The 25,627-nt window shown below is 69.6% G+C and carries 21 protein-coding genes and 1 tRNA gene; 5 read left to right on the forward strand and 17 right to left on the reverse strand.

Features of this window, described 5'->3' with window-relative positions:
* The first annotated feature begins 86 nt into the window (after positions 1-86).
* Positions 87-2,267: an FG-GAP repeat domain-containing protein gene (locus OG788_RS15630; protein WP_406371436.1), complete on the forward strand. Its 2,181-nt coding sequence runs from the start codon at positions 87-89 to the stop codon at positions 2,265-2,267.
* 180 nt (positions 2,268-2,447) lie between these two features.
* On the opposite strand, the gene OG788_RS15635 is transcribed toward OG788_RS15630, so the two are convergent.
* From OG788_RS15635 to OG788_RS15660, 6 genes are all read right to left on the reverse strand, one after another.
* Positions 2,448-3,908: an APC family permease gene (locus OG788_RS15635; protein WP_406371438.1), complete on the reverse strand. Its 1,461-nt coding sequence runs from the start codon at positions 3,906-3,908 to the stop codon at positions 2,448-2,450.
* Positions 3,909-4,229: 321 nt separating this feature from the next.
* Positions 4,230-4,757 (reverse strand): GNAT family N-acetyltransferase, encoded by a 528-nt coding sequence (locus OG788_RS15640; protein ID WP_406371439.1) that lies wholly within the window; start codon positions 4,755-4,757, stop codon positions 4,230-4,232.
* Between the two features lie 98 nt (positions 4,758-4,855).
* Positions 4,856-5,344, reverse strand: a complete 489-nt coding sequence (locus tag OG788_RS15645; protein WP_351553765.1) for a GIY-YIG nuclease family protein — start codon at positions 5,342-5,344, stop codon at positions 4,856-4,858.
* Between the two features lie 217 nt (positions 5,345-5,561).
* Positions 5,562-6,002: a hypothetical protein gene (locus OG788_RS15650; protein WP_406371441.1), complete on the reverse strand. Its 441-nt coding sequence runs from the start codon at positions 6,000-6,002 to the stop codon at positions 5,562-5,564.
* Between the two features lie 722 nt (positions 6,003-6,724).
* Positions 6,725-6,982, reverse strand: coding sequence for a hypothetical protein (locus OG788_RS15655; RefSeq protein WP_406371443.1), 258 nt, complete (start codon positions 6,980-6,982; stop codon positions 6,725-6,727).
* A gap of 122 nt (positions 6,983-7,104) precedes the next feature.
* Positions 7,105-7,179, reverse strand: a tRNA-Val gene (locus tag OG788_RS15660).
* 466 nt (positions 7,180-7,645) lie between these two features.
* On the opposite strand from OG788_RS15660, the gene OG788_RS15665 reads away from it, so the two are divergent.
* Positions 7,646-8,461 (forward strand): DUF4097 family beta strand repeat-containing protein, encoded by an 816-nt coding sequence (locus tag OG788_RS15665; RefSeq protein WP_406371444.1) that lies wholly within the window; start codon positions 7,646-7,648, stop codon positions 8,459-8,461.
* A 75-nt stretch (positions 8,462-8,536) separates the two neighbouring features.
* Positions 8,537-9,973, forward strand: coding sequence for a hypothetical protein (locus OG788_RS15670; protein WP_406371446.1), 1,437 nt, complete (start codon positions 8,537-8,539; stop codon positions 9,971-9,973).
* Between the two features lie 265 nt (positions 9,974-10,238).
* Here the strand turns inward: OG788_RS15670 and OG788_RS15675 are convergent, their stop codons facing one another.
* From OG788_RS15675 to OG788_RS15685, 3 genes are all read right to left on the reverse strand, one after another.
* Positions 10,239-11,372 carry an amidase domain-containing protein gene (locus OG788_RS15675; protein ID WP_406371448.1) on the reverse strand — a complete coding sequence of 378 codons (1,134 nt, stop codon included), beginning with the start codon at positions 11,370-11,372 and terminating at the stop codon, positions 10,239-10,241.
* 196 nt (positions 11,373-11,568) lie between these two features.
* Positions 11,569-12,867, reverse strand: a complete 1,299-nt coding sequence (locus OG788_RS15680) for a hypothetical protein (protein ID WP_406371450.1) — start codon at positions 12,865-12,867, stop codon at positions 11,569-11,571.
* A gap of 93 nt (positions 12,868-12,960) precedes the next feature.
* A complete protein-coding gene (locus OG788_RS15685; RefSeq protein WP_406371452.1) occupies positions 12,961-15,042 on the reverse strand; it encodes a transglycosylase domain-containing protein in 2,082 nt (693 codons plus the stop codon).
* 320 nt (positions 15,043-15,362) lie between these two features.
* Here OG788_RS15685 and OG788_RS15690 point away from each other — a divergent pair, with 320 nt between their 5' ends.
* Complete coding sequence (locus tag OG788_RS15690; RefSeq protein ID WP_266758276.1) at positions 15,363-15,590, forward strand: zinc ribbon domain-containing protein; 228 nt, start codon at positions 15,363-15,365, stop codon at positions 15,588-15,590.
* A gap of 383 nt (positions 15,591-15,973) precedes the next feature.
* Here OG788_RS15690 and OG788_RS15695 read toward each other — a convergent pair whose 3' ends face one another.
* From OG788_RS15695 to OG788_RS15705, 3 genes are read right to left on the reverse strand one after another with little or no spacing between them, the layout of a single operon-like run.
* Positions 15,974-16,801 carry an HAD family hydrolase gene (locus OG788_RS15695; RefSeq protein WP_406371453.1) on the reverse strand — a complete coding sequence of 276 codons (828 nt, stop codon included), beginning with the start codon at positions 16,799-16,801 and terminating at the stop codon, positions 15,974-15,976.
* Entirely contained in the window at positions 16,801-19,296 is a 2,496-nt protein-coding gene (locus OG788_RS15700) for a phosphoribosyltransferase (protein WP_406371455.1), read from the reverse strand. The genes OG788_RS15695 and OG788_RS15700 overlap by 1 nt, the downstream gene beginning before the upstream one ends.
* Before the next feature lie 45 nt (positions 19,297-19,341).
* On the reverse strand, positions 19,342-20,511 hold the full coding sequence (locus OG788_RS15705) for an HpcH/HpaI aldolase/citrate lyase family protein (RefSeq protein WP_406371457.1): 1,170 nt from the start codon (positions 20,509-20,511) through the stop codon (positions 19,342-19,344).
* A gap of 181 nt (positions 20,512-20,692) precedes the next feature.
* Here OG788_RS15705 and OG788_RS15710 point away from each other — a divergent pair, with 181 nt between their 5' ends.
* Positions 20,693-21,595, forward strand: a complete 903-nt coding sequence (locus OG788_RS15710; RefSeq protein WP_406371459.1) for a TerD family protein — start codon at positions 20,693-20,695, stop codon at positions 21,593-21,595.
* A 61-nt stretch (positions 21,596-21,656) separates the two neighbouring features.
* Here OG788_RS15710 and OG788_RS15715 read toward each other — a convergent pair whose 3' ends face one another.
* The 5 genes from OG788_RS15715 to OG788_RS15735 form a co-directional block, all read right to left on the reverse strand.
* Positions 21,657-22,394, reverse strand: coding sequence for a Tellurium resistance (locus OG788_RS15715; protein WP_351538778.1), 738 nt, complete (start codon positions 22,392-22,394; stop codon positions 21,657-21,659).
* Between the two features lie 96 nt (positions 22,395-22,490).
* Positions 22,491-23,639: a DUF475 domain-containing protein gene (locus tag OG788_RS15720; RefSeq protein WP_406371461.1), complete on the reverse strand. Its 1,149-nt coding sequence runs from the start codon at positions 23,637-23,639 to the stop codon at positions 22,491-22,493.
* Between the two features lie 135 nt (positions 23,640-23,774).
* Positions 23,775-24,350 (reverse strand): TerD family protein, encoded by a 576-nt coding sequence (locus OG788_RS15725; RefSeq protein WP_081217084.1) that lies wholly within the window; start codon positions 24,348-24,350, stop codon positions 23,775-23,777.
* 101 nt (positions 24,351-24,451) lie between these two features.
* Positions 24,452-25,027, reverse strand: a complete 576-nt coding sequence (locus OG788_RS15730) for a TerD family protein (RefSeq protein ID WP_266758290.1) — start codon at positions 25,025-25,027, stop codon at positions 24,452-24,454.
* Positions 25,028-25,141: 114 nt separating this feature from the next.
* Positions 25,142-25,600 (reverse strand): peroxiredoxin, encoded by a 459-nt coding sequence (locus tag OG788_RS15735; protein WP_406371463.1) that lies wholly within the window; start codon positions 25,598-25,600, stop codon positions 25,142-25,144.
* Between the last annotated feature and the right edge of the window lie 27 nt (positions 25,601-25,627).

The following is a 25,627-nucleotide window of genomic DNA, read 5'->3' on the forward strand; positions in this document are numbered from 1 at the left end:
CGGACCGGGGCACACCCATTTCCGTGATCTTGGCTGATATACGCTGCGACTACTTTCATGAGATCAAGCCCGGGGGGGCCTTCCACATGATCATGCAGTCGCGCGCGCTTCTGGGGAGCGCGCTGGTTCCCGTACTCGCGCTGGCGGTCACCGTGCCGAGCGCGCACGCGGCTCCGTCCGCCGCCGGCACCGCCGCCACCTCCGCGGTCGCCGTCGGGATCGGCCCGTGGAGCACGCCGAAGCAACTGCCCGGTGTCACCGCGGTGATCGACCTCCAGTCGGCCCGCAACGGCACCCTGGCGGGGCTCTTCGAGCAGGGCGGCAAGACCGTGCTGTCGGTCAGGCCCGCGGGCAGTTCCACCTGGCAGTCGGCCGAGCCCGCGCCCGGCGCCACACTCCACCGCACGGACGACGGCGCGCTCACGCTCCTGTGGTGGGAGAAGGCCGCCGACGCGACGACCGCCACGCTGCGGATGTCCCGGCTGGCGCCCGACGCCACCGCCTTCGGTCCCGCCCAGGTCGTCGCGAAGGGCACCTCGGCGACCGACGGCTACTACCGGGGAACGCGCGTCACCGCCGTCGCGGCCGGCACCACGGGCCGCCAGGCCGTGGCCTGGATGGACCAGGACCACCGGCTGACCGTGGTCGAGCGCTCGGGTCCGACGGGCACCTGGTCCGCGCCCGTGGTCCTCGACCGGCTCCCGGAGCCGATCGTCCGGCCCGACAACGTCTACGACTACCACCTGCGGGATCTGCGCCTCGCCGTCGCCAAGGACGGCGCCCTGGGACTGATCTGGGGCGGTGACAGCTACTACACGGGTGACGGGGTCGACCCGGACCCGACGGCGTACCAGTGGCACTACAAGTACCTGGAGAAGCCCGCCGGGGCAGCGTCCTGGACCGCGCCGCGGGATCTGCCGCAACTGGGCGAGAAGCCCCGGCTGGTCACGCTGGCCGCCCACCCGCAGGGCGGGTTCCAGCTGCTCTCCTTCAACAACTACGCCCGCAAGCCGGCCGGGGCGGCGAACTGGGGTCCGGCCGAGAGCACCGGGATCTACGCGAACGGTTCCCAGCCCGCCGAGCTGCTCACGGCCCCGAACGGCGATGTCACGGCGGTCGGTTCAGGGGCGAGCGGTCCGGCCGTCGCCACGCGTCTCGCCGCCGGGAGCGGCTGGAACGCCCGGCAGGATCTGGCCGGGTCCACCGAGGACGACTCGTTCAGCAGCACGCGGACCGCGGACGGATCACTGGTCGTCACGTACACGCAGAAGCGTTTCGTCTCGAGCCGCACCGTCCGCCGCGACTTCGTCGCCCAGACGGTGGGGGTCGGCAGCGTCTCCAAGCCGCGCACCCTCAACTCCCTGACGGACGGGACCACCAGCGCGGGCCGGGTGGCCACCGACGACAAGGGACGCCCGGTGGCCGTCTGGACCCAGTCGGCAGCCGACGGCTCCTCGCGCGCCGCGTTCACCGCGACCACGTCCACCCGGTCCCTGCCCAAGTGGCACGACTACGCCGACAGCACCCGCTCGGACATCCTGGGCACGGGTCGCAGCGACACGATGAACCTGCTCACGCGGGACACCGCCAACCCCCTCCTCACCTTCCAGGCGCGCCCCTGGGCGGACGAGACCCGGCTCGTGCCGTTCGGCGACTTCGACGGCAACCGCTGCAACGACCTCGTCGTGCGGCTGCCCGGCGGCGAGACCCGTCTCTACACCCCCGTCTGCGGCGGACTGCCCACGCCCGACTCCGCCTACCGTCGCCTGTCCCGGGACTGGAGCGCCTACGACACCCTGCTCTCCAGCGGCGACCAGACCGGCGACGGCCGCCCGGACCTGCTGGCCCGCAACGCGGCCTCCGGCGACCTCTACCTCTACGCCCACAACGGCACCGACGGCTTCCTGCCGCGCGTGAAGATCCGCTCCGCCTGGACCGGCTACAAGCGTGTCATCGGCGCCGGGGACCTCAACGGCGACGGCCTCGGTGACGTCCTCACCCTCGACGGTTCCGGGAAGCTCTGGCGCTACGACGGCACCCGCACCGGGAAGCTCAAGGACCGCGTCCAGGTCTTCAAGGACTGGGGCCGCACCTACAAGGACGTCATCGGCGCCGGGGACATCGACGGCGACGGCAAGAACGACCTCGTCTCCCGTGACACCTCCGACAACCTCTGGCTCAACACGGGCACCGGCACCGGCACCTTCAAGAACCGCGTCCAGGCCGGAGACTCGACGTACTGGAAGACATGGGCGTCACTCGCCTGATCCGCGCCCACCAGGACGAAGACCCCCAGCCGGTCACGGCTGGGGGCTTCGTCGTCCGGTTCCGGTGATTCCGGTGATTCCGGAGGATCTCAAGGATTCCGGAGGATCCGGTCGGAGAATCTGAAGGATTCCGGAGGCCCGGTCGGAGGTTCCGGAATCCTTCGAACCGGATCCGGAAGATCAGTGCTTGAAGGCACCCACGTCCCCGGGCTCGGCCTCCAGCACCTCGCGGTCGAATTTCAGCATGAAGAGGAAGAACAGCCCGCCCGCGACGAGCAGGCCGACCACGATCACGACGGAAACGAGCGCGTCCCGGGGTGACACCAGCACGAAGAGGGCCACGAGGGTCCACACCAGAGCGCAGACCGCGACGGGAAGCTCGAAGCGCCCGAGGTCGAACGCGCCCTTCCTTCGGTCCAGTCCACCCCGCACCGCCAAGTAGAGGACGACCGTCGAGCCGTAGGTGATGGCGGGGAGGATCGTCGACGCCGTGATCAGCTCCAGCAGCGCGGCACCCGGCAGGGCGACCATCAGGAGGACCCCCAGGGCGAAGATCAGGACCGTCGCCGGGATCGGCGTCTGCGTGCGCGGATTGACCCGTCGCAGCAAGCGATGGGCGGGGAAGCGCGAGTCCCGCGACATCGCGAAAATCATCCGTGAGCACGCCACCATCACGACCATCCCCGCGCCGAAGAACGCGAACGTGATCGCGACCAGCAGCGTCTTCTCCATCACCGGGCCGAGCTGATCGCGCATGATCGCCGCGACAGGTGAGCCGCTGGCGCTGACCCGGGGGATGTCGTCGATCGCGACGGTGAGCGCGATCAGGAACAGCATGCCCAGCAGTCCGGCCGCCACGACCGACCCCACGATCGCCCGCGGCACGCTGCGATGGGGATCCTTGGCCTCCTCGGCCAGGTTCGCCGCGGCGTCGAAGCCGACGAGCGTCGCGAGGCCCATGATCATCGCGAGCATCAGCCCGCCGCCGACGGCGAAGTAGTCGGGGGCGTTCTCGGTGACACCGCGCGAGACGAGGTTGTCGGCCGCGCCGTCACCCGTGACCACCACGGCGATGGTGAGCGCGATCGCCACCACCACGACCAGTGCCAGTTCGATGCCTACCGCGGCTGTGTTGATCACGCTGACGATGCGGGTCGAGGCCACTGCCAGCAAGGCCTGGAGGAGAAGTACCACGACCGTGATCAGGCGCGCGGTGCCCTCGTCCGGCTCGATGCCGGCGAGCGGCATGAAGGCCTGGCTCGCCAGCGCGTTGTCGACCGCCACCACGCCGATCGCCAGGTAACAGAAGGCCAGCCAACCGAACCCCCAGCCGATTTTCGGGTTGGTCAACCGTGACGCCCATTGGTAGGAGGAGCCACTGAGCGGGATGCGGGCAGCGAGCTGCGCGACCACCAGCGCCACCAGGACCTGTCCCACCGCCGCGATGACCCAGAGCCAGATCCCGACCGGTCCCGCGGTCTGCAGTACGTCGTCGTAGGTCGCGAAGATGCCGACGGCCACCGAGATGAACGCGAACGAGATCGCGAACACCTGAAAGGAGCCGAGCGTCCGTTTCAGCTCCTGCTGGTAGCCCCCGAGCTCCACGGAGGTCTCGACCCGCTCGCTCGCCTGACTTTCCATCGAGTCTTCCGCCACCTCAGCCACCACACCCTCCGTCGGGGCCGTCCGACCATGCCCCTGCACGTTTCACGGCCGGTGCCCCATCTTCACCATCCGGGTCACGTCTTCCTCCCGTGCGACACGTCAGGGGAGCCGCGCACCCGCGAGCGGAACACGTATGCCGGGTACGCGTGTCCCGTCCGGCTCCATCCGGTGCGTGCCCGATGTGAGGTGGCCGGGGTCGCCGAGCTCGGGGCCGGACGAGTCATCACGCCCCCTCGCGGGCGCACGAGCCGGGCGGTCGGCGTAGCGACGTCGACCTGGAGCTGCCGTGACTGCGACTCAGCTGTCGACGGTTGTCAGCGCTGGTTTCTCGAGGAGCGTGAATGACTTGGGTGCACCGCCCGGCTGCGGCTTGCCTGCCTTGCGTCCAACGACCCGGTAGCCCGCGTCCAGGTAGTAGGCGTTCAGACGTGCGTTGCCGGCCAGGCAGTCCAGACGTACGAGCCCTCTCCCCGCCGCGGCAACGCGGCGCTCCGCGGCGCGCAGCAGAAGCCGCCCCGTTCCCGGCTTCGCGCTGTCGCGGTCCACCATCAGCCGATGCACATAGCCGGCCACCGGCGGCTGCGGTCCCCAGGCGTCCTCGTCCTCCCACCACAGCTCCCAGGCCCCGGCCACGCGGCCGTCGGCCTCGGCGAGCCAGACCTCACCACCGGCCATGGTCCGGCGGAAGTGGTCCTCGTCCAGCTGGCCGGGCTGCCACTGGCCGGTGATGCCCTGGGCGAGCATCCAGCGGGCAGCGTCGTCGCGCAGTCGAACCAGAGTGGCAAGGTCGGCGTCGTCGGCGAGGCGGACGTGTAGATCATTCACGTCGCGATCCTCGCACGGGCCTGCACAGACGCTGGGTGCGTCCCTCGGCAGCGCACGGACAGGTCAGAGGGGTCCGACTTTCCGCGGCTCCCGACAGACTAGGTACTGATGGCCAACTCCCTTGCCAGACGGCGGGCTTGGGATCTCACTTCCGTGAGGCGGCTGTGGAACGGGTTGTGGCGGTTCTGGTCGAGGTTCAGAGGCACATCGAGTTGAGAGATGAGCTCGGACTCCATCGTCCACGGCTCCTCCCGCTCGATCCAGCACACTCGGGCGTTCTCCGCCATCCACTGACTGAGGGCGGCTTCCCCGGTCCTGCCGAAGGTCATGCGCTTCCCGCTGCCTACGCGGCGCAGCTCCATCCCGAGCAGACAGCCGAGCGTGAGACGAAGCGTGGACCCGGCCGCGTTGCCCCGGTAGTGATACCGCACGCGCTTGCGCAGGTTCTGCGTGCTGGTCCGGTTCGCCATGTGTCGCGGGGCTATACCGACGTAGAGCAGGCGCCCGGCATCAAGGTCGGGGCAGGGAGCCTTTTCGAAGTGCCATCCGTAGACCCCGGCCGCCGCCGGCACCGGACTGGGACGCATCAAGACCTCTTGCGCCGACCACAGCCGATCCGGTTCGGTGAGAGCAACAAGGGTCACGGAGCCTCCAAGGTCGCGGGCTGTTCCGCAGGCTACTGGGACTTCGGCGTCTGCCGGCTGTGACCTCCGTCAGCAGCCGCAATTCCCCGTGAGACCCCGCCCAGTCCGGCGCGGTTGTGGCACGGGCTGCGTCGACCGCCGCTGTGCGCGCCTACCGGCGTCAGCTGCTGACGTCCGGAACCGGGGCGCTCGACGCGTTCGGGCCACTTGCACGCCGGATCATCTCCACGACGTGCACCGCCTGCTGCGGGTAGGCCCATAGCCGTACAGGCACCGCGGACGATTCACACTCGATCACCAGCGCTTTGGCCGGGACCCACAACATTTCGCGGAGGGTGGCTCGGCGTGCGCGGATGTAGCGCAGATCTTTCGGGAGTTCACGCAGGCGCGTCCTCGACCAGCGAGGCTTCCATTGGAACCTGCCGCCGGCGCGTACCTGGCCGAGGCTGTATCGGGGACCCTCGTCCGGCAGGTTGGCCCCGACCTGGAAGAAGACTGTCTGCCCCGCTTCGGTCTGAGTGGCTGTTCGCCGCGCCCGCCGCGCAAGGAGAAGCCTCCCGATCACGCCGCCGACGAGGGAAGCGCAGAGTCCCGTAATCATGCGCGAAGGTAACAGGCGGCCAACTCATCACCAAGGGGTTCGGCGCACCTCGGACGTGCCATATCCCCGCTCGCCACGAACCGGCCGGCACTCGCCTACGGCGCCCCTCCCGTCCCAGAGTCTGAGCGCCCCCGCCGGAGGCATGCCCTTGACCGCGGATGACGTTCTCGCTTCCGCCCGCCTGCGTGGTCGGGGCCTACACGGCTGTGGTCGGGGGCGACGGCTGCGGGGGGGGGGAGGTTGGGCCTGACCGGCATTCAGCAGCACCGAGGCGCATATGGTCTGACGCGTTCGGTCGTCGGCAGCGACCGCGACGGTTCGCGGGTGGCCCCAAATCCTCCGGGGCCACCAAGCCGGTGAGTCAGTAGGCAGAAGGTATTAATGGTGATCGCGCTCGTTCTATGGCTACTGCTGCCAGTCGCCTGGGCGTCGCTGCCCTGGCTGCCTCCGAACCGGACGTTCGGCTGCTTCGTGGCAGCGGTGCAGCTGATGCTGTCCGTAGCGGCCCTCTCCGTCGGAATGCCGGCGGAGAATCTGCCGGCATGGTTCCTCATACCAGGGCTGGTCACCTCTGTGGCGCGACTGGCGTCTGTGCCCTTGATCCGCCCGAGGCAAGGATGAGCGACGCCTTCCGGCGATCATGGGTAGGGGGCCGGGTTCTGCACCCCAGGTCACGAGGCACCGCTTAGCGAGGTATCGGTAAACACGGTACTCGCTGGTGCTCAGAGTGCTGCGGACCAGCGGCACGAGCTTCGGGATGGGTCGGCCAGTTCAGGCGCGGCGAGCGTCATCGCGGCTGCGTGCACCGCAGCTTCCCGGATCAGAAGGTCCGGATCAACAAGGTACGGCCGCGCCGCCTCGTAGATCAGCGGGAGGACGGCGCGCACCGCGGCGACATCGTCAGGTTCTCCCGGGCCGTCTTCGTCGTACGTCGCATCGTCGGCGAGGTCACCCAGCCATTGCAGGAGTGCCGCGCGCATGGGCCGGCGGCGCTCCACCGATCGGCTACTCACGCGGCGCCTACAGCGCGAGTAGTACCAGCACTGATTTCAGATCCGGATGTCAAAGACCCCCAGCCATGATCGGCTGGGGGTCTTTGGCCTGGTGGGCGCGGACGGTTTCGAACCGCCGACATCCGCCTTGTAAGGGCGGCGCTCTACCACTGAGCTACGCGCCCAGGACGAGTCGACAGCCTACATTGCCCGGGGGGATGCCCCGCAAACCCGTATCCGGCGAGTGGCGGGCCCGGACCACGCCCGGACCACGCCCGGGACAAGACGGAGCGGGTGCGACGAATCCGCACCCGGGACGGAGTGCTCGCCGCGCAGCAGGCAGCAGGCAGCAGGCAGCAGGCAGCAGGCAGCAGGCAGCAGGCAGCAGATGGTGTCCCCCTGCCTCGGGTGGGTGACGTCGGTGTGGTGTCGGGCGGGGCAGCTCGGGCGGCTCGTCGGCGTCGGTGCCTCGACGGTCCGGCTGTGTCGCTGTCCCGCCGGCGGGGTGGCCCGGGGGTTATCCCCACCCCATATTCGGGAGCGGCCCGGATCCCCCCGGGCTTCCTTGGTGCCTAACGTCGAAGAGGCTTCGCGGACCGGCTCCGGTCAGGTGTCGAAGCGACTCGCAGACCGTCCCAGGGGGAGATCATCATGGCCCGCACACCCACCCGCAGCGGTACCCGGACCCGCACCCGTGGGGCCTCGCGCACCCGTGCCGCCGCCGTCGGCGGTGCGGTGATCGCGATCGTCCTCGGCGCCACCGCGTGCGGCGCGTCCGCCGGGGACGACAAGGAGCCCGAGCAGCGGTCCTTCGCGCTGCAGGGCCGGACCCTGACCGTCGACTCGGACGACTCCGCGCTCGATCTGGTGGTGTCGGACTCCGCGAAGGCCGGTGAGGTCCAGGTCACCCGGTGGTTCCAGGGGCACGTCGCCGTCGGGGGGGACCCGAAGGTCACCTGGGCGATGGAGGACGACGACCGGCTGGTGCTGCGGATGAAGTGCTCGGGCGTCATCGCCGACTGCTCGGCCCGGCACCGGATCGTCGTGCCGCGCGGAACGGCCGTCAAGGTGGAGGACGGGGACGGACGGGTGACCGCCCGGGGCTTCGAGGAGGCGCTGAGCATCCGTACGGCGGACGGTTCGGTGCGGGTCAACGACTCCTCGGGGCCGCTCGATCTGCGCAGCGGCGACGGCTCGATCCGGGCGGTCGGCGTGGACGCGCGGAGCGTGCGCGCCCGTACCGAGGACGGCTCGGTACGGCTCGAACTCGGCTCCGTGCCGGACCTGGTGGACTCCCGCAGCCAGGACGGCTCCGTCTCGATCGTGCTGCCCCGGGCCGCCTACCGGGTGACGACCGGCAGCGGTGACGGTTCGGTCGACGTGGACGTGCCCCGGGACGACACGAGCGCCCACCAGGTCTCCGCGCACACGGGCGACGGAAAGATCACAGTACGAACCGCGAACTGACCGGCCCGTGTGTTCGTCCTTAACCGGTGGGAGAATGACAGCCGGGCAAGGCGGATGACAGCACGGGAGAGGGATGTGACGGCGACACCTTCGCAGCCGTACTCGCCGTTCGCGCGACGCGCGCGGCCGGCACACCCTCTTCCCGCTCGGCGGAACGTCTCGCCCGGGCGGCGGCCGGTGAGCCGTCCTCGTTCGTACGTCGCCCGTGACGTGCTCACTCTCGTCGCGCTGCCCCTGCTCGCCGCCCTGGCGCTGCCCGCGGCCTTCGCGGGAGGCGGCACCCGGCGCTGGTTCGGCGGGCGGGCCGAGGGCCATCGGGCCGAGGCACAGGCCGCCAAGGACGCCGCGGCGGCGGCGTTCTACGAACTCGACACCGCCCAGCGTGACCTGCGGATCTCGATCGAGACCATCACGGCCGTGGACGACTCCCCCGCCGCCCGGCGCGCGGTCTCCGATTTCGAGGCGCTGGGGCGGCGGATCGACGAGGCCAGCCAGAAGTACATCACCGCCGTCGACGCGCACGATCTGGACCGGGACGAGCTGGAGGCGTCGGTCGCGGCGCGGGCCCGGGGCGAACTCACCGCCGCGAAGGACGAACTGGGCCGCGTGAAGTCCGAGCTGGACCGGTTCGAGCAGGGCCTCGGCCCGCTGCTCGGCAAGGCCGAGACACAACTCGCCCGCCTGGCCCCGGCCGTCGAGCGCGCCCGGCAGGCCCTGCTCGCCGCCTCGAACGCCCTCGATTCCGTACGGCAGTCGGGGCTCGGGGCCGACGACCTCGCCGCCCGGCTCGCCGCCCTCGGGCCCGAGCTGACCAAGCTCAACCAGGGCGCCGGACAGCACGGCGTGCCGGAGACGCTGGAGCGCGCCGAGCGGGTTTCACGGGAGGCCGCGGCGGTGCGCGCGGAGGCGGCGCGGCTGCCGGAGCGGGCCGCCGAGATCGACCACCGGCTCGTTTCCCTGCGGACCCGCGCACAGGCGCTGACGACCCGGTCGGGGCAGGTGGAGCCGGTGCTGAGCGAGTTGCGGCGGCGGTTCTCCGCGGCGTGCTGGCAGGACCTCCAGCATGTGCCGGACCAGGCCGAGGAGAACGTACGGCAGGCCGAGCTGAAGCTGAAGGAGGCACGGGCCGCGCGTGAGGCGCAGCGCTGGCCGGACGCGACCTCGCTGCTGGCGACGGCGCGCGCGCTGCTGAACAACACCGACGAGGCCGTGTCGGCGGCCGGAGACCGGCTGCGGCGGCTGAACGCCGTGCAGAAGGACCCCCAGCAGGAGATCGACCGCACCCGGTTCGCGATCCGGGACGCGCAGCGGCTGGCCATGGCGGGCCGCAGCACCCCCGATCCCCGGCAGGCCCGCCCGCTCGACGACTCCGTGGCCCGGCTCGACCGGGCGGTCGCCACGCTGGAGGGCCGGCATCCCGACTACTGGCACTTCCTGACCGAGACGGAGGCGGTGCGGCAGACGGTGGCACGGGTGGTCGCGCAGATCCGCGAGGAGCGCGGCGGCGCCTGAGGGGGATCACGGTTGCATGGGGGTTCACGGGGGTTCACGGGGGTTCACGGGGGTTCACGGGAGTGCATGAGGGGCTCGCTGGAATGCCCGTGGGAGCGGGACACCCTGGGAAGCACCAGGTCCCAGGCTCGCCCGAGCGGCCTTACCGGCCTGGCGGCAGCCCCGCGACGCTCGTGTCGCACGTGTCGCACGCGTCACTCACGCCGCGGGGCTTCGCCCAGGTCCGGCCTGATCAGCTGTTGATCAGGTGCCCGTCAGGAACCGATCAGGTGCGGTACGCGTAGAACGCCGAGTTCGGGTACGACGCGATGAGGCTCGACACCGATCGCCGGTAGGTGTCGGCGTCGTGGTAGGTCAGATACGGCACACCGCCGGAGCTCCGGTACGACGTGATCATGGAGTGGTCCTTGGACCCGTCCTTGTCGAAGTCCATCTGCATCACGTCGCCGATGTCCATCTGGTAGACGTTCGCCAGGGGGGTGGAACGCCGGGCGGTCTGGGTGAACCAGGACCACTCGTTGACGCCGACCCAGGTGTCGGTCTGCGAGGACGTGCCGTAGTTCCAGGTGCCGTACTCCTCGTCCGAGCTGGTGACCGTCGTCCAGCCGCCCGCCTTCAGGACCTGGCTCAGATAGTTGGTGCAGTCGCCGCCGACCGCGTTGAAGCTCCGGTAGGCGGGGTTGTAGTTCTTCCAGTACGTCTCGGCGTACGTCGCCATGGCCGCGTAGTCGTACGGGCCGCCGGTGAGGTTCTTGGCGTTGGCGGGCGCGGGATACGTGGTCGCTGCCCGGGGGGCGTCGACAGCGGCCATCGTGGTCCTGCGGGGCGTGGTGGTGACGGGCTCGTTGACCTGCCGGGGACCCTTGTCCGTCGAGCGCTCGCCCGTCAGCTTCCAGGTGCCGTCCGCCTGGGCGGCGAAGGTCAGGACATGGTGTGCGCGGAAGCCCGTGGTGGCGGGCTCGTCTCCGCGGATCCTGCGGTAGGTGAGGGTGGTGGTCTCGGTGACCCAGGCGGTGGCCCGCTTTCCCGTCACCCGGGTCCTGTTCACGGTGACGCGGGTGTCGCCGGCGCTGTAGGCCTCACCGAGGGCCGCGAGACGGGACCGCGTGCCGTGCAGCGAGGAGACCGCGGCGCTCTCGGTGTGCGCGAGGGTGTCGGAGACCCGTATCCCCGCCGTGGTCGCCTTCAGGGCCGTACGGGCCGTCGGGGCCCGGTCCAGCAGGGCTGCCGTGCGGTCGGTGAACACGGCGTCGGCCACGCGGCCGAAGGCGTCGGCCGTCGACGCGGTCACCCGGGGAGTGGGGGCCGCCGCGTGGGCGGCGGACAGGGGCAACAGGAGGGCGGAGAGGGTGATGGCCCCCACGGTCGAGCAACTGCGGCTCAACTTCTTCGATATCACTGACGATTCTCCTTGATCCCCGGTCGAACTCCGGGGAAGGGAATCTTTACATGTCCCACTCAACTGTGCTGAATCCGGGGGGAGTTCGCGTCGACTACAACCAAGTCCCTTATGTCGGAGGTAAGTTGACGCTCAAGGCGTTGCCGCGGACATGCCGGCCCTACCGCGACCACCGCTTCACCGTGATCCGCGAGCGCTACTTCACCACGGTCGCCCAGTCCGGCGACTGGGCGGGGTCCAGGCTGCGCAGCCGCTCCAGGGTCTCGGGCTTCTGTACATCGAGCCAGTCGGTCAGTTCACGGAAGGACACACAGCGAACGCCCTTCTTCGTGCACACGTTCTTGATGACCTGGTCGATGGACTTCATGTAGATGCCGCCGTTCCAGTCCTCGAAGTGGTTGCCGATGAACAGCGGCGCCCTGCTGCCGTAGTAGACGCGGTCGAAACCGGCCATGTAGGACTTGACGGTCTCCTGCTCCCACTGCGGGTACTTGGCCGGATCCCCCTCTGTCTCACCGTCGGACTGGTTGTAGAGGAAGTTGAAGTCCATGGACAGGCCTTGGTACTTGCCGTCCTCGTAGGGGAGCATCTGGAGCGGGAAGTCCCAGATGCCCTCCTTCTTGACGGGCCATATCTGGAAGTCGCCCGCGGAGCTGGCGTCGTAGCGCCAGTCGTACTTCTTGGCCGTGGCCTTCATGGCCTTGAGCAGGTTCTTCTGGCCTTCGAGACAGGGCGCGCGCCCACCGCTGACGGCACGCGCGGGGTCGAAGGGCAGCGCCGGAAGGTCGCTGTCGCCGGTGTTGGTCTTCCACTTCTCGACGAAGGAGAAGAACTGGTCGATCTCGCTCTCCCACTGCGCCACGCTCCAGTCCCCGCCGCCCTTGTCGCCGCAGAAGTGGCCGTTGAAGTGGGTGCCGATCTCGTTGCCGTCCTTCCACGCCTTGCCGAGCTCCTCCACCGTGGTACGGATGTGCTCGTCGGTGGCGTAGCTGATGGCCGCCGATCCCGGCGCGTGCATGGGCGGCTCGTAGAGCGTCTTCTTGTCCTTGGGCAGCAGATAGATGCCGGTCAGGAAGAACGTCATGTGGGCGTTGTACTCCTTGGCCAGCTCCCGGTAGTGCGAGAAGAGCTGGTCGTCGCCCTGGAGGGCGCCGTCCCAGGAGAAGACGACGAACTGGGGAGGCTTCTCACCGGGCTTGAGCGGTACGGCCTTCAACTCGCCCTGCTGCGGGCCGGTGTAGGACGTGGAGCCGTCGCCCAGCACCTTGGTCTTCCCGTCCCAGACCGGTTCCTTCTTCGTCTTGCCGTCGCCGGAGGCGTGCGCGCTGGCGGACGCGGCCGGTGCGGCCCTGTCCGTGTTCAGGGCCAGGTAGGTGGCGGCCATGGACGTGACGACGAGGAAGGCGGTCATGGCCGCGAAGCCCTGGCGTGCGGAGGCGGCGGCAGAACCGGGATCGGGCTCGCGGCGACGGCGCCGGCTGTGCTTCGAGTTCATACGGGGCACATTCTGCGAGGGGGGTGGAAGGTTCGTGGCGCGGCCACCGGGTGGCCGTCACTGGGGGCCGAGCCCGGTGGCCGGCCGACGGGGTCAGCGGAGCGGGCTCATGGCACCGGACCAGATGCCGTACGGCACGTCGGCGACGGGTGCGCCGGCGATCCCCTCGAGCGGCAGCGGTTCGAGGCTCTTGGACAGATCGATGCGGTAGAGGACCACCGCCGTCGACACGGAGCGGTTCGTTCCCACATACCAGGCGGCCTTGTCGTCCAGCGTGGAACCTCTCTTGCCGGCCACCTCCGCCCCGACGGGGGCCGCGCCGGGGTGGCCGGTGCGGAAGGAGTCCGAGAGCGCCTCGGTGACCTGGCGGGCCACCTCCGCGCGCATCGCGCGATGGGGTCCGGGCGTGTCCAGCCGGACGCGGGTTCCGTTGCGGGTGATGCGGCGCACGGAGAAGGGCTCGATGTGCGTTCCGCCGGCGGCGAAGGTGGCGTAGGAACTGGCCATACGGATCGCGCTGGGCGTGGAGGTGCCGAGGGACAGCCCGGGGACCTGCGGTCCGATGCTGGAGGGGAGCAGGCCCGACGCCTCGGCGGTCCTGCGCACCCGATCCAGGCCCGTGTCCATGCCGAGCTGCATGAACACCGTGTTCACGTTCGCGGCGAGGGCCGAACGCAGCGTGATCTGGCCGTAGCTCTTGTTGCCTTCGTTGTGGGCGGCGACCTTCTTGCCGCTGCGGTCCCAGTAGGGGCCCTCGGGTGTGCTGACCGGGACACCGTCGTTGCCGTCGTAGAGCGAGTCGGGGGTGACGGGCGTGGCCGCGCTGTCGCGGGTCTTGGTGACGCCGTGCTCCAGGGCGGCGGCATAGACGAAGGGGAGGAAGGCCGAACCGGCCTGGACGGTGGTCGCGTTGGACTCGTTGTAGCCCTGTTCGCGGTGGTCGGGGCCGCCGTAGACGGCGAGGATCCGCCCGTTCGCGGCGATGGAGGCGGCTCCGTAGTGGGCGGCCTTCGCGTTGTCCGGGTCGTCCTTCTTCGCCTTCTTGCGGGCCTTGGTCACGGCGGCGGTGAGCGCGCTCTCGCGGTCGCGGTCGAAGGTCGTGTAGATCTGGTAGCCGCCCAGGTCGAACTCCCGGGCCGGGATGTGCCCGGCCTTCTTGGCGTACTGGGTCGCCAGCTCGACGAGGTAGTCGCTCTGCTTGCCGGTGTCGTACGCCCCGCTCTGCTCGACCGGCTCGGGGAACTTCGTGTACGTGGCCCGCTCGGACTTCGACAGCGTGCCGGACTTGACCATGCGGTCGAGGATCCAGGACCAACGCTCCACCGCCCGGGCGTGGTTGGCCTTGCTCAGGGTGGGGTCGTAGAGACCCGCGCCCTTGAGGAGCGCGGCGAGGAGCGCGCCCTCACTGGCGTTGAGCTTGCTCACGTCCTTGCCGTAGTAGGCCTGGGAGGCCCGCTGGAGGCCGTAGGTGCCGCGCCCGAACCAGCTGGTGTTGAGATAGCCCTCGAGGATCTTGTCCTTGCTCATCTTGTTGTCGAGCTTGAGGGCGATCATCGCCTCGGTGAACTTGCGGGTCACCGATCGGTTCTGGGTCAGATAGACGTTCTTGACGTACTGCTGGGTGATGGTGGAGCCACCCTGGGTGTCCCCCTGGCCGACCGTGCGCACCAGGGCGCGGACCAGACCCTTGGCGGAGATTCCGGGGTCGGAGTAGAAGCTCTCGTTCTCCGCCGCGAGGACCGCCGAGCGCACGCCCTTGGGTATGTCCTTCAGCGGCATGTCCTGGCGCCGCACCCAGCCGGTCCGGGCCATCGGCTTGCCGTCCGCCCAGAAATAGACATTGTCCTGCTGGGTGGCATATGTGTTCAGGTTCTGGGGTATGTCCGTTGCGGCGTAGGCGATGACCAGGAGCGAACCGCTGAGGCCGATGGACAGCGCGAAGGCGCCGAGCCACTGCCGCCAGGAAGGCAGCCAGCGTCGCCAGCCGGCCCGGCCGGGGCGTGGGTAGGCGGGTCTGAGGCGGCGGGCGAGCGGCACCAGACGTGCGGCCAGGCGGGACAGTCGGGTGGGCTGCGAGGGCTTGCGACGAGAGCCGCGACCGCGAGGCGGTCCGGATGTGCTAGCCACGGCACGCTCCTGCGCGTGGGCGGCCCAAAGACAGGGGATTCGAAGCATCGTTGCGATGCCACGTCTTGGTCACGACTGCGTCTCCCTCCGCACTTCGGAATTGCGCGCGCGGGTAGTTGCAGCGGCCGCTTGCGCGGCTGCGAGCCCCCCTCCCCGACCTTGCGGCTCGTCGCGGCCCTATTAAATTATCAGCGACCAATGCGATCTCTTCGATCAGCAACCAGACAAAAAAGTTCAGAGGTCAACCTGGCGCACCAGTCGGCCGGGGACGGCCTGCTCCCGCGCACCCTGCCGGGGCCTCGCTCCGGCGCGCCGGGAAAGGCTCCTGGGCCCTACGGACGTCGGCCGATTCCGGCTAACCTGTGCGCATGCCTCGCTACGAGTACCGCTGCCGGACCTGCGGCGACACCTTCGAACTGAGCCGACCGATGGCCGAATCCGCCGCCCCCGCGGACTGCCCCGCAGGGCACGACGACACCGTCAAACTCCTGTCGACGGTCGCCGTCGCCAAGGGTGGATCGGCGTCCGCGCCGGCGCCCGCGCCGCGCGCCGGTGGCGGCGGAGGCGGGTGCTGCGGCGGCGGCTGCTGCGGCTGATCCCGGGGGATTTCTCAGGAACTCTTCAGCTATGCCCGAAACAGCTCCGGCGTGTCGCGGCGGAACGGTTTCGGTCGCCCCAACAGGACGATAACGGCACCAAGTTCCACATATCCCCCGGACGACCCCGAGACGGGCGCGTCCGGGGCGGAACGGCACCGAGCGCCCTCAACGGTGCGGAACCGGAACGGAGTTCGACAAAACCGTGCAGACCGGACCCGGGGCGAGAGCGTCGGACGCCCGGCACGCTGGGCACCCCCGGCACGGCGGGACCGGGACCACGTTCGACAGGTCGCCCGGACCGGTCAGGTGCCGGGCGTGTCCCGGGCCCGGTGGTCCCGGCCCCTGACACGGAGGGGCCGGAACCGAGGTCCCCTTGTCCGTCAGGCCGGTCCGGGGCCGGCGCAGGCGCTCAGGAACTCGCGCAGGATCCGCTCCCCCGCCGCGACACCCCGCTCCGGCAGCGCGGTGATCGCCGGCGCGGTCCAGTCGGCCTCGGCGAGTTCACCGTGGCCCGGACGCCAGCCCCGGTCGGCGGCGAGCAGCAGGTCGGCGTCGAGCAGCGAGTCCCCGGCGCCGAGGGTCAGGACGGCTCCGGTACGGCGGGCGACCTCACGCACGGCCGCGCTCTTGGTGAGCGGCTTCGGCACGGCGTAGATCTTGCGGCCCTGCAGCGAGACCGTCCAGCCGCGGTTCTCCGCCCACACGGCCAGGTCCTTCACCCACTGCTCGGGGAGCAGCTCCCGCTCCACCACCAGATAGGCGAACAGGTCCTCGGCGATCCGGTGCTTGCGCACCCAGACCGGGTCCGCGGTGGCCACCAGGTGCTCCCGCACCTCGTCGAGCGGCGCGCACTCGGAGGCGAGCCGCTCCGTCACGCTCCGGTGCCAGTCGGGGTCGGAGACACCGTCGACGAGCAGATGTCCGCCGTTGGCGCAGATCGCGTACTCCGGGGCCGGACCGGGCAGGTTGATGCGCTGGTACTGCTTGCGGGTGCGGGTCGTGCTGGGCACGAAGTGGGCGAGGTCGCCGAGTTCGGTGAGCAGCGCGGCGGCCGTCTCCGTCATGTAGGACAACGGCTTGCTCTCGTGCACCTCGACGCAGAGCAGCCGGGGCGCCCGCGCGTCCGGCATGGTGAGCGCGAGCGCGGCCGAGGAGTAGATGAGTGTGCGGTCGAGGTCGCTGGCGACGAGCACCTTGGGCGCGGACATCAGAGGGTCACCGCCTTGCCGTCGGCACCGGTCGCGCCGCGCGTGTACTTCGGATGGATCAACCCCACGCAGGTGTACGGGAGTTCCTCGACCTCCTCGACGGGCACCCCGCGCTGTTCGGCGAGCAGCCGGACGTGGTCGAGGTCGGCGCCCGCTCCGGCGCGCGCGAGGATCCTCCAGGGGACCCGGCGCAGCAGCACCCGGGTGGTCTCGCCGACGCCCGGCTTGACGAGGTTGACGTCGTGTATTCCGTACTCCTCGCTGATCCGCTCGACCGCCGCCCAGCCCTCCCAGGTGGGGTCGCGGTCGGCGGCGAGCAGTTCCTTCGCCCGGTCGCGGGCCGATTCGGCGACGTCGGGGAAGTGGGCGGCGACGACATCCAGGAACGCGACGGAGACGTCGGAGCCGGCGAGCTCGCGGTAGAACTTCGCTCCGTGGAAGTCGTGTTCGCCGACCAGGTCGGAGCGCAGCACGGTCCGCGAAATCAGCCCGGAGACGGTGGAGTTGAGGCAGGCGGAGGGGATCAGGAAGTCCTCGCGGGTGCCGTACGTCCGCACGCACGAGCCCGGGTCGGCGAGCACCGCGATCTCCGGATCGAAGCCGGTGATGCCCTCGGCCTCCTCGAACTCCTCGATCGCGTCGGCGAGTTCGCGGGTGATGGCGCCCTTGCCGGTCCAGCCGTCGACGAAGACGACGTCGGCCGGGTCGTGGTGGGCGGCGAGCCAGCGCAGCGCGTTGGCGTCGATGCCGCGGCCGCGGACGATGGAGACGGCGTAGTGGGGCAGTTCGATGCCGTGCTGGTGCTCGGCCCAGCGGCGCATCAGGACGCCGACGGGGGTGCCGGCCCGGGCCAGGGACACCAGGACGGGGCGGGGAGACCGCTCGGCGAGCACCAGTTCGGTGACGGCGCCGACGGCCTCGGCGATCCGGGCGGCCGAGGTGGCGAGGGCCGCGTGGAAGAGGTCCTGGTACTGGGGGCTCGGCTGGTACTCGACCGGCAGCGACTCCGCGTAGTGGGCGCCGCCGCTCTGGATCGCCTCCTCGCGCTCCTCGGTCGGCGCCTCCAGCGTCACGTCCGACAGGTCCTGCAGCAGCCAGCCGACCTCGTCGGGGGCGTACGAGGAGAAGGCGGGGCCGCGGAGGGGCTCGGGCAGCATGAAGGGCCTTTCGGTGGACGGCCGTGCGGGGACGTACGACGGGACGACGGCGAGCAGGACACGCGGGGTGTGCGCCGCCAGCTGGGCCAGCAGGCCGTCGGACGCGTGCAGTTCGGGGGTGTCGGCGGTGGAGTCGACGACCGCCACGACGGCGTCGAAACCGGCGCCCGCGACGTTGTAGGCGTAGCGCTCGCCGGGGCCGTCGTCCGGGTTGTCGTGGGCCGGGAAGACGATGCGGCTGCGGATCGCGTAGCCGGGGTCGTCGAGGGCCAGCACCGGGGACCGGGTCGTTGTGGAGAAGCGCACCTCGGCGGACACCACCTGCTCCAGCTCGCGGGCCAGGCGGAGCGGCGCGTACATCAGTTCCTCGAAGCCGAGCACCAGCACGCGGCGCGCCCCTTCGGGCAGGGCGTCGGCGAGCCGTGCGGCCATGGCGGGCAGGGCACCGTCCAGGCGTATTCGGTGTCCGGGCGTGAACCCGTGCCGCCCGCCGTCGGGGAGGCCGCGGGGCCAGCCGAGCTCGACACGGACGGCCCGGCCCGCGCTCCCGGGGGCGGGTGCCTCGGGCGCCGCCGGTTCGTGCCGGGCGACGAGCGCCATTCCCTTGGCCAGGACGTCCTCGGGGAGGCGCACGGTGCCCGACGCGGCCGAGACCAGGTCGACGCGGGCGCCGATCTCCCCGGCGAACTTCTCGAAGCGCACCAGGTCGGGCTCCGACCGCATGTCGACCAGCGCGACGACGACGTACCGCTCGCGCGGGTAGCGCTCGTGCAGGTCACGGATGGTGTTGAGGACGGTGTTGCCGGTGGAGAACTCGTCGTCGACCAGGATCAGCGGGCCGGAGCCCGCGAGCAGGTCCGGGTCCTCGGGGAGAAGGAGGTGCGAGGTGGCGTGCGAGTGGGACTCCTCGAAGCCGCCCGCCCGCCGGACGCCGCGGACCGGGCGGCGGGTGGAGTGGAGGTAGGGCGCGACGCCCACCCCGTCGGCGACCGAGTGGCCGAGCCCGGTGGCCGTCTCGGCGTACCCGAGGACCACGGCGGCGCGGGCGTCGTCGGTGCCCAGCAGCGCGCGCACCCGCCGGCCGAGCGCGAACCCGTATCCGTGGACGACGGAGGGCGACTGCGGCACGTGCTTGCCCAGGACGTTCGAGACGAGCAGGTGGGCGCGTTTGGGGTTGCGCCGCAGGGCGAGCCCCAGGAGGTCGCTCAGCCCCTCGTCACCGACGAGTTCGACACCGAGCCGCTCGGCGACCCAGGTGCCCGTCCACACCGCTTCGTGCGCGGCGTCCGGGGCGTTCCTGTCGTCGGGGTCGTTCGGGTCGTGCGCTGGGGTGTTCATCGGTTCCTTGCTGTCGGGGGTTGCGGGTCGCTCGGCCGGTCCGGCTCACGCCGGGAGTCCGGCGGTGAGCAGCTCGACGAAGCCGATGTCCTCGTGGGCGACCCCGAAGACCTCGGCGCGCAGCAGGGTGCGCTCGGCCCAGGCGCGATGCGGCTTCACCTCGTTCATTTTGTTCGTGTACGCCGACCTCAGTACACCCCCGCCGCCGCGCTCCGGCCTGAGGATGTCCTGGGCGTCACTGAACTCCTCGTGGCTGACCACGGACAGTGCGTGCACGGGCAGCACGTGGGAGGGGTGGATGCAGGTCTTGCCCATCAGACCGTTGGCCTGGTCGAGGGTGATCTCGCGCAGCAGCCCGTCCATGGCGTGCTCGATCAGCGTCGCGCGCAGTTCCTCCGCCTGTCCTTCCAGGAAGGGGCTGCGGCGCAGCTGTGGCTTGAACATGCGTTCCTGGACGCGGAAGTACTCCCACACCGGTCCGGTGACGGTGAAGCCGGTGCCGTCGGCCCGCCCCAGCATGTTGACCACGTCGGCGATCACGGAGGCGACCACCTGGACGTCGTACGCCGTCATGTCGGGGGCCCGGCGCAGCGCGTACGAGGAGCAGAAGTCCGTCACGCCGAGGCGCAGCGCGAGCACCCGGTCGCGGTACTTGTCCACGGCGCGGGAGATGCCCTCCAGGGTCTCCACGCGCGATTCCCGGTAGAGCAGCTCGGGCGACTCCAGGACGGGCATGGCGAAGAGCCGCCGGCCGCTCGCCGCCTCGGCGGCGGAGAGGGCCTCCAGGAAGGGCGTGCCGCGTTCCTCGGTGAACTTCGGCATCACGAATCCGGACAGCAGCCGGACGGCGGGGCCGAGGCGCTGCACGAGGTCGGGGATCTGCTCGGGGTGGCGGACCCGCACGAACAGCAGCGGCAGCTCACCGGCGTCCGGGCGCCCCGCGAGGTCGGTGAACTGGCGGACCAGGTTCTCCTCGGCGCCCACGACCTCGGAGTCGTCGATCGAGTCCTCCAGGCACAGCACCATCGAGACCACGCCCCGCGCGGTCTGCTTGACGATGTCGTCGGCGAGCTGAGGCCGGGTCGCCGGGCTGTACAGCGTCGCCCCGAGGGCCGCGGCGAGCACTCTGGCCGGGGAGTCGGACGTGAAGACGCCCGGTTCCCGGTGGAAGAGGCGCTGCCGCTGTTCCGGGGTGATGTGACCGAAATGACGCATGAAACTCCCCCGTGGCGGCTAGAGCGGCCGGATGTGATGTGGCCGGTAATAGTACGTATGGATCCATGTCACAGGTTCCCACCAGGCATGAAGTTCAGGTAACTCCACCGTGTCCAACACTCGCCGGTTCCGGGACGACCCCGCATTGTCGTGACCAGGACCGACAGGGCAGGATGACCGCATGACGCACGCGATGCTGAAAGGGTCGAACGTCCCGCTGGACGCCACAGCGGTGCGCGCCGTCCTGCGCTGGACGCCCGGGCAGGGTGTCCCCGATGTCGATGCCTCGGCGCTGCTCCTCGGCCCCGGCGGTCGTGTGCGATCCGATGAGGACTTCGTCTTCTACAACCAGCCCCGCCATCCGTCGGGCAAGGTGTGGCGACTCGGCAAGAAGCGGGTCACCGAGGGCCTCACCGACACGATCCAGACAGATCTGACGGGTGTCGAGTCCGGTGTCGGACGCATTCTCCTGGTCGCTTCGGCGGATGACGTCACCTTCGATCACGTACGCGATCTGCGCATTCTGCTGTACGACGCCGCCGTCACGGACGGTGAACCGCTGGCGTACTTCGACATCAAGCCGGAGACCGGTGCGGAGACCGCGCTGATCTGCGGCGAGCTGTACCGGCGCGGTGACGGCTGGAAGTTCCGGGCGCTCGGCGAGGGCTACTCCAACGGTCTGGTGGGGCTCGCGACCGACTTCGGGATCTCAGTGGACGAGTCCGAGGCCGCCGCGGCGGCCGGATCCGTGCCGGAGGCCACCGCCTGGGCCGCGCCCGCCGCGGCTCCCGAGACCTCGGTGCCGCTGCCGCCGGAGCAGTCCGCCCAGGTCACGCAGCAGTCCGCCCCGGTCCCCCAGCAGCCCGCGTACGGCTATCCGCAGCCGGCCGCCGCTGCCGTGACCGAGCCGGCGTACGGCTACCCCCAGCCTGCCCAGCAGGGCGGCCAGTCCGCCTACGGCTACCCGCAGCCCCAGACGGCACCGGCCACGCAGCCCGCGTACGGCTTCCCGCAGGCGGTGGGCGCGGGGCCGGACCCGGACTTCAGGCTGCCGCCGCAGGGGCCGCAGTTCATCGGCCGCTGAGCTCGATCGCCGGCCGTCCGCCGGGCGTGAGCACCGGCCGGCCGATGACCGCCAGAACCGGCTAACGGTCGACCTTCGACTTGTACCCGCGTCCCCACTGGAGCCCCCAGCCGTAGAGGCGGTCGAGTTCGGCCTGGAAGCCGTACACGAACTTGACCTCGCGGCGTACGGTCACCACGCCCTTGTTGAACTCGATCATGACGACGGCGCAGGAGCGGGCCTGCGGATGGCGTTCCTCTAGGCCGATCTCGATGCGCGGGCCGTTGCTCGGATACAGCGTGATGATGGCGTGCGTACGGTCGAAGGCCGGCGTCTGGTCGTAGATGTAGACGAAGACCAGCAGCCGTTTGATGTCGTCGCGGTGATCGAGGTTGACGAAGGCCGTCTCGCCCGAACCCGAACCGAAGCGGTCGTCGCCGCTGAGCTTGACGAACGGCGGGGCGTTGAGTTCGCCGAAGAAGCTGCCGAGCGGCTGGACGACGCCCTTGGTGCCGTCCGCCAGCTCGTACATGACGCCGAGGTCGAGGTCGACGTTGACCATGCTCTGGGTGTGTGCCTGGACCACTTCCGGTTTGAAGGTGCGGAAGGGGTGGCGCAGCAGGCTCCCGCGCTGCGGCCCGCTGATGTCGGAGGTACGCATCCGCCAGGACAGGTTGATGCGGAGGTTGCCGGTGGCCGCGCCCTGTTTGGTGAGCGAGACCGTGTGGTTGCGCTTGGTCAGTTCGATGGAGTTGGAAGCCGCGCTGCCGGAGTCGAAGTCCGCCGAGCGCCCGCGCCACAGGTCCTGCCAGATGCCCATTCCGCCCCCCACGTTCCTCGATGTGCGGCGGGGCGGCCGCCGAGGACTCGTCCTCCACGACCGCCCCGCTCAGAGCGTTCCTCAACCAGAGGGGTGTCACACCCCGGACGAGACCTCAGCCTTCTCGTCCGAGGTCGGGCCTTTTCCCTCGGCCTCGGCGAGGGCCTTGTTGCGGCGCACCGAGGACCAGAAGGACCAGGCGATCAGGATGACGCCGACGAGGCCGGTGATGACCTCGTGAATCTCGTACTGGATGGTGACGAGGAGGATCACGGCGAGGGCGCCGATCGCGTAGTGCGCGCCGTGCTCCAGGTAGACGTAGTCGTCGAGGGTGCCCTGGCGGACCAGGTAGACCGTGAGGGACCGGACGTACATGGCGCCGATGCCGAGGCCGAGCGCCATCAGCACGATGTCGTTGGTGATGGCGAAGGCACCGATCACGCCGTCGAAGGAGAACGAGGCGTCCAGCACTTCCAGGTACAGGAACATGAAGAACGCGGCCTGGCCGGCGAGGACGACGGCCGGCTTCTTCTTGCCGGTCCGCTCGGCCTCCTCCTCCGCCTCGTGTTCGCGCTCCTCCTCCTCTTCGAGCTTGTCCTCGAAGTAGCCGGAGAGGCCGCCGACGATCATGTACGTGATCAGGCCCGCGATGCCGGAGATCAGCACCGTCTGCGCCTTGTCGACGTGTCCGCCGCCGTGCTGGTGGGCGTGGACCGCGAAGGTCATGGAGGTGATCAGCAGGACGATCAGGGCGATGCAGACCGACAGCATGTCGACCTTGCCGAGCTTGGCCAGCGGCCGCTCGATCCAGCGCAGCCACTGGATGTCCCGGTCCTCGAAGATGAAGTCGAGGAAGATCATCAGCAGGAACATGCCACCGAAGGCGGCGATCGACGGGTGGGCGTCGGTCACCAGCTGCTGGTACTGGTCCTTGTCGTTCAGCGCGAGATCGACCGCGTCGATCGGGCCGATCTTGGCGCTCATGGCGACGATCACGACGGGGAAGATCAGGCGCATGCCGAAGACGGCGATCAGCACACCGATGGTGAGGAAGATCTTCTGCCAGAAGGCATTCATCTTCTTCAGGATTCCGGCGTTGACCACCGCGTTGTCGAAGGACAGCGAGATCTCCAGGACGGCCAGGATCGCCACGATGCCGAAGGCGGTCCACCCCCCGTAGAAGGCCGCTGCGACCAGACCGAGCGCGGTAATCGCGAACGACCAGCCGAAGGTTTTCAGAAGCACTGGCTACCCAATCATCGTGTGGTGGGGGCACCCCCAAGCGCTAGCTTGGGGGAGGGTCGCCCCCGCGCCGTACTCGGCTTTACCTACTGTTGACCACGAAGTCTAAGGGTCCGCCTTCGACGGGTGCAGGTGGGCCTAGGAAACGTTGACGCCGAAGTCGAGTGCGATGCCCCGCAGGCCCGACGCGTACCCCTGGCCGACCGCGCGGAACTTCCACTCGGCGTTGTAGCGGTAGACCTCGCCGAAGATCATCGCCGTCTCGGTGGAAGCGTCCTCGGAGAGGTCGTAGCGGGCGAGCTCCTGGCCGTCGGCCTGGTTGACGACACGGATGAAGGCGTTGCTGACCTGGCCGAAGGTCTGGCCGCGGTTGTCCGCGTCATGGATGGAGACAGGGAAGACGATCTTGTCGACGTTGGCCGGGACCTTGGAGAGGTCGATCAGGATCGACTCGTCGTCGCCCTCGCCCTCACCCGTGAGGTTGTCACCGGTGTGCTCCACCGAGCCGTCCGGGCTCTTGAGCTGGTTGTAGAAGATGAACCACTCGTCCCCGAGCACACGGCCGCCGTTGCACAGCAGCGCGCTGGCGTCGAGGTCGAAGTCGGCTCCGGTGGTGGAACGTGCGTCCCAGCCGAGCCCGATCATCACTTGTGTGAGGTTCGGTGCGGCCTTCGAGAGGGAGACATTGCCCCCCTTGGCGAGCGTGACGCCCATGATGCTGGTCCTCCCCGAGGTCGATCTTCACTTGGTACGGCTGATCCGGTGCCGCACCGGAGAGGTGCGGCACCGGACCGAAGTGTCCGAAGCCCTGAGGCTCAGACGTTGACGCCGAAGTCCTGCGCGATACCGCGCAGGCCGGAGGCGTAGCCCTGGCCGATGGCGCGGAACTTCCATTCGGCGCCGTTGCGGTAGAGCTCGCCGAAGACCATCGCGGTCTCCGTCGAGGCGTCCTCGGAGAGGTCGTAACGCGCGATCTCCGCCTCGCCGGCCTGGTTCACCACGCGGATGAACGCGTTGCGGACCTGGCCGAAGGACTGCTGGCGGTTCTCGGCGTCGTAGATCGACACCGGGAAAACGATCTTCGTGACGTCGGCGGGAACGGCGGCGAGGTTGACCTTGATCTGCTCGTCGTCGCCCTCGCCCTCACCGGTGATGTTGTCGCCGGTGTGCTCCACCGATCCGTCCGGGCTCTTCAGGTTGTTGAAGAACACGAAGTTCTGGTCGGTGCTGACCTTGCCGTCCGCGTTCGTGAGGATGGCACTGGCATCGAGGTCGAAGTCCACGCCGGTCGTGGTCCGGGCGTCCCATCCCAGACCGACGATGACCGCGGTCAGTCCCGGGGCCTCCTTCGACAGCGATACGTTGCCGCCCTTGCTGAGGCTGACTCCCACGAGTCCTCCCAATGGTGTTCAGGGGCGGGGAGCCCCGTAGGTGCGTTGGTATCGGATCAACGGTTCGATCCTAGTGACGGGTTCCCGTGCCTTGCAGGGCTTGGAACCGACCAATCACAGGGTGTCGAGCGCCTTGACGTACTCGTTCAGGTCACGCGCGTCCGGCAGGGCGTTGACGACCGTCCAGCGGACGACACCCTCCTTGTCGATGATGAACGTGCCGCGCACGGCGCAGCCCTTGTCCTCGTCGAAGACGCCGTACGCGCGCGAAATGTTGCCGTGCGGCCAGAAATCGGAGAGAAGCGGGTACTCCAGGCTCTCCTGCTCGGCGAAGACGCGCAGGGTGTGGATGGAGTCGTTGGACACCGCCAGCAGCTGGGTGTCGCGGTCGGTGAACTGCGGCAGGTTGTCGCGCAGGGAGCACAGCTCGCCCGTGCACACGCCCGTGAAGGCGAACGGGTAGAAGAGCAGCACCACGTTCTTGTCGCCACGGAAGTCGGACAGTTTCACGGTGGCGCCGTGGTTGTCCTTCAGCTCGAAGTCCGGGGCCTTGGTGCCGACCTCGATGGCCATAGTCACTCGCTTCCCTTCCAAAGGTCT

Source organism: Streptomyces sp. NBC_00647 (genome assembly GCF_045207245.1).
Lineage (GTDB): Bacteria > Actinomycetota > Actinomycetes > Streptomycetales > Streptomycetaceae > Streptomyces.

Bases quoted from the DNA above. Each gene is read 5' to 3' on its own strand.
- OG788_RS15630 (WP_406371436.1), top strand. From the start codon at position 87: ATGATCATGCAGTCGCGCGCGCTTCTGGGGAGCGCGCTGGTTCCCGTA.
- OG788_RS15635 (WP_406371438.1), bottom strand. From the start codon at position 3,908: ATGGAAAGTCAGGCGAGCGAGCGGGTCGAGACCTCCGTGGAGCTCGGG.
- OG788_RS15645 (WP_351553765.1), bottom strand. From the start codon at position 5,344: ATGCGTCCCAGTCCGGTGCCGGCGGCGGCCGGGGTCTACGGATGGCAC.
- OG788_RS15650 (WP_406371441.1), bottom strand. From the start codon at position 6,002: ATGATTACGGGACTCTGCGCTTCCCTCGTCGGCGGCGTGATCGGGAGG.
- OG788_RS15655 (WP_406371443.1), bottom strand. From the start codon at position 6,982: ATGCGCGCGGCACTCCTGCAATGGCTGGGTGACCTCGCCGACGATGCG.
- OG788_RS15665 (WP_406371444.1), top strand. From the start codon at position 7,646: ATGGCCCGCACACCCACCCGCAGCGGTACCCGGACCCGCACCCGTGGG.
- OG788_RS15680 (WP_406371450.1), bottom strand. From the start codon at position 12,867: ATGAACTCGAAGCACAGCCGGCGCCGTCGCCGCGAGCCCGATCCCGGT.
- OG788_RS15685 (WP_406371452.1), bottom strand. From the start codon at position 15,042: ATGCTTCGAATCCCCTGTCTTTGGGCCGCCCACGCGCAGGAGCGTGCC.
- OG788_RS15690 (WP_266758276.1), top strand. From the start codon at position 15,363: ATGCCTCGCTACGAGTACCGCTGCCGGACCTGCGGCGACACCTTCGAA.
- OG788_RS15695 (WP_406371453.1), bottom strand. From the start codon at position 16,801: ATGTCCGCGCCCAAGGTGCTCGTCGCCAGCGACCTCGACCGCACACTC.
- OG788_RS15700 (WP_406371455.1), bottom strand. From the start codon at position 19,296: ATGAACACCCCAGCGCACGACCCGAACGACCCCGACGACAGGAACGCC.
- OG788_RS15705 (WP_406371457.1), bottom strand. From the start codon at position 20,511: ATGCGTCATTTCGGTCACATCACCCCGGAACAGCGGCAGCGCCTCTTC.
- OG788_RS15710 (WP_406371459.1), top strand. From the start codon at position 20,693: ATGACGCACGCGATGCTGAAAGGGTCGAACGTCCCGCTGGACGCCACA.
- OG788_RS15715 (WP_351538778.1), bottom strand. From the start codon at position 22,394: ATGGGCATCTGGCAGGACCTGTGGCGCGGGCGCTCGGCGGACTTCGAC.
- OG788_RS15725 (WP_081217084.1), bottom strand. From the start codon at position 24,350: ATGGGCGTCACGCTCGCCAAGGGGGGCAATGTCTCCCTCTCGAAGGCC.
- OG788_RS15735 (WP_406371463.1), bottom strand. From the start codon at position 25,600: ATGGCCATCGAGGTCGGCACCAAGGCCCCGGACTTCGAGCTGAAGGAC.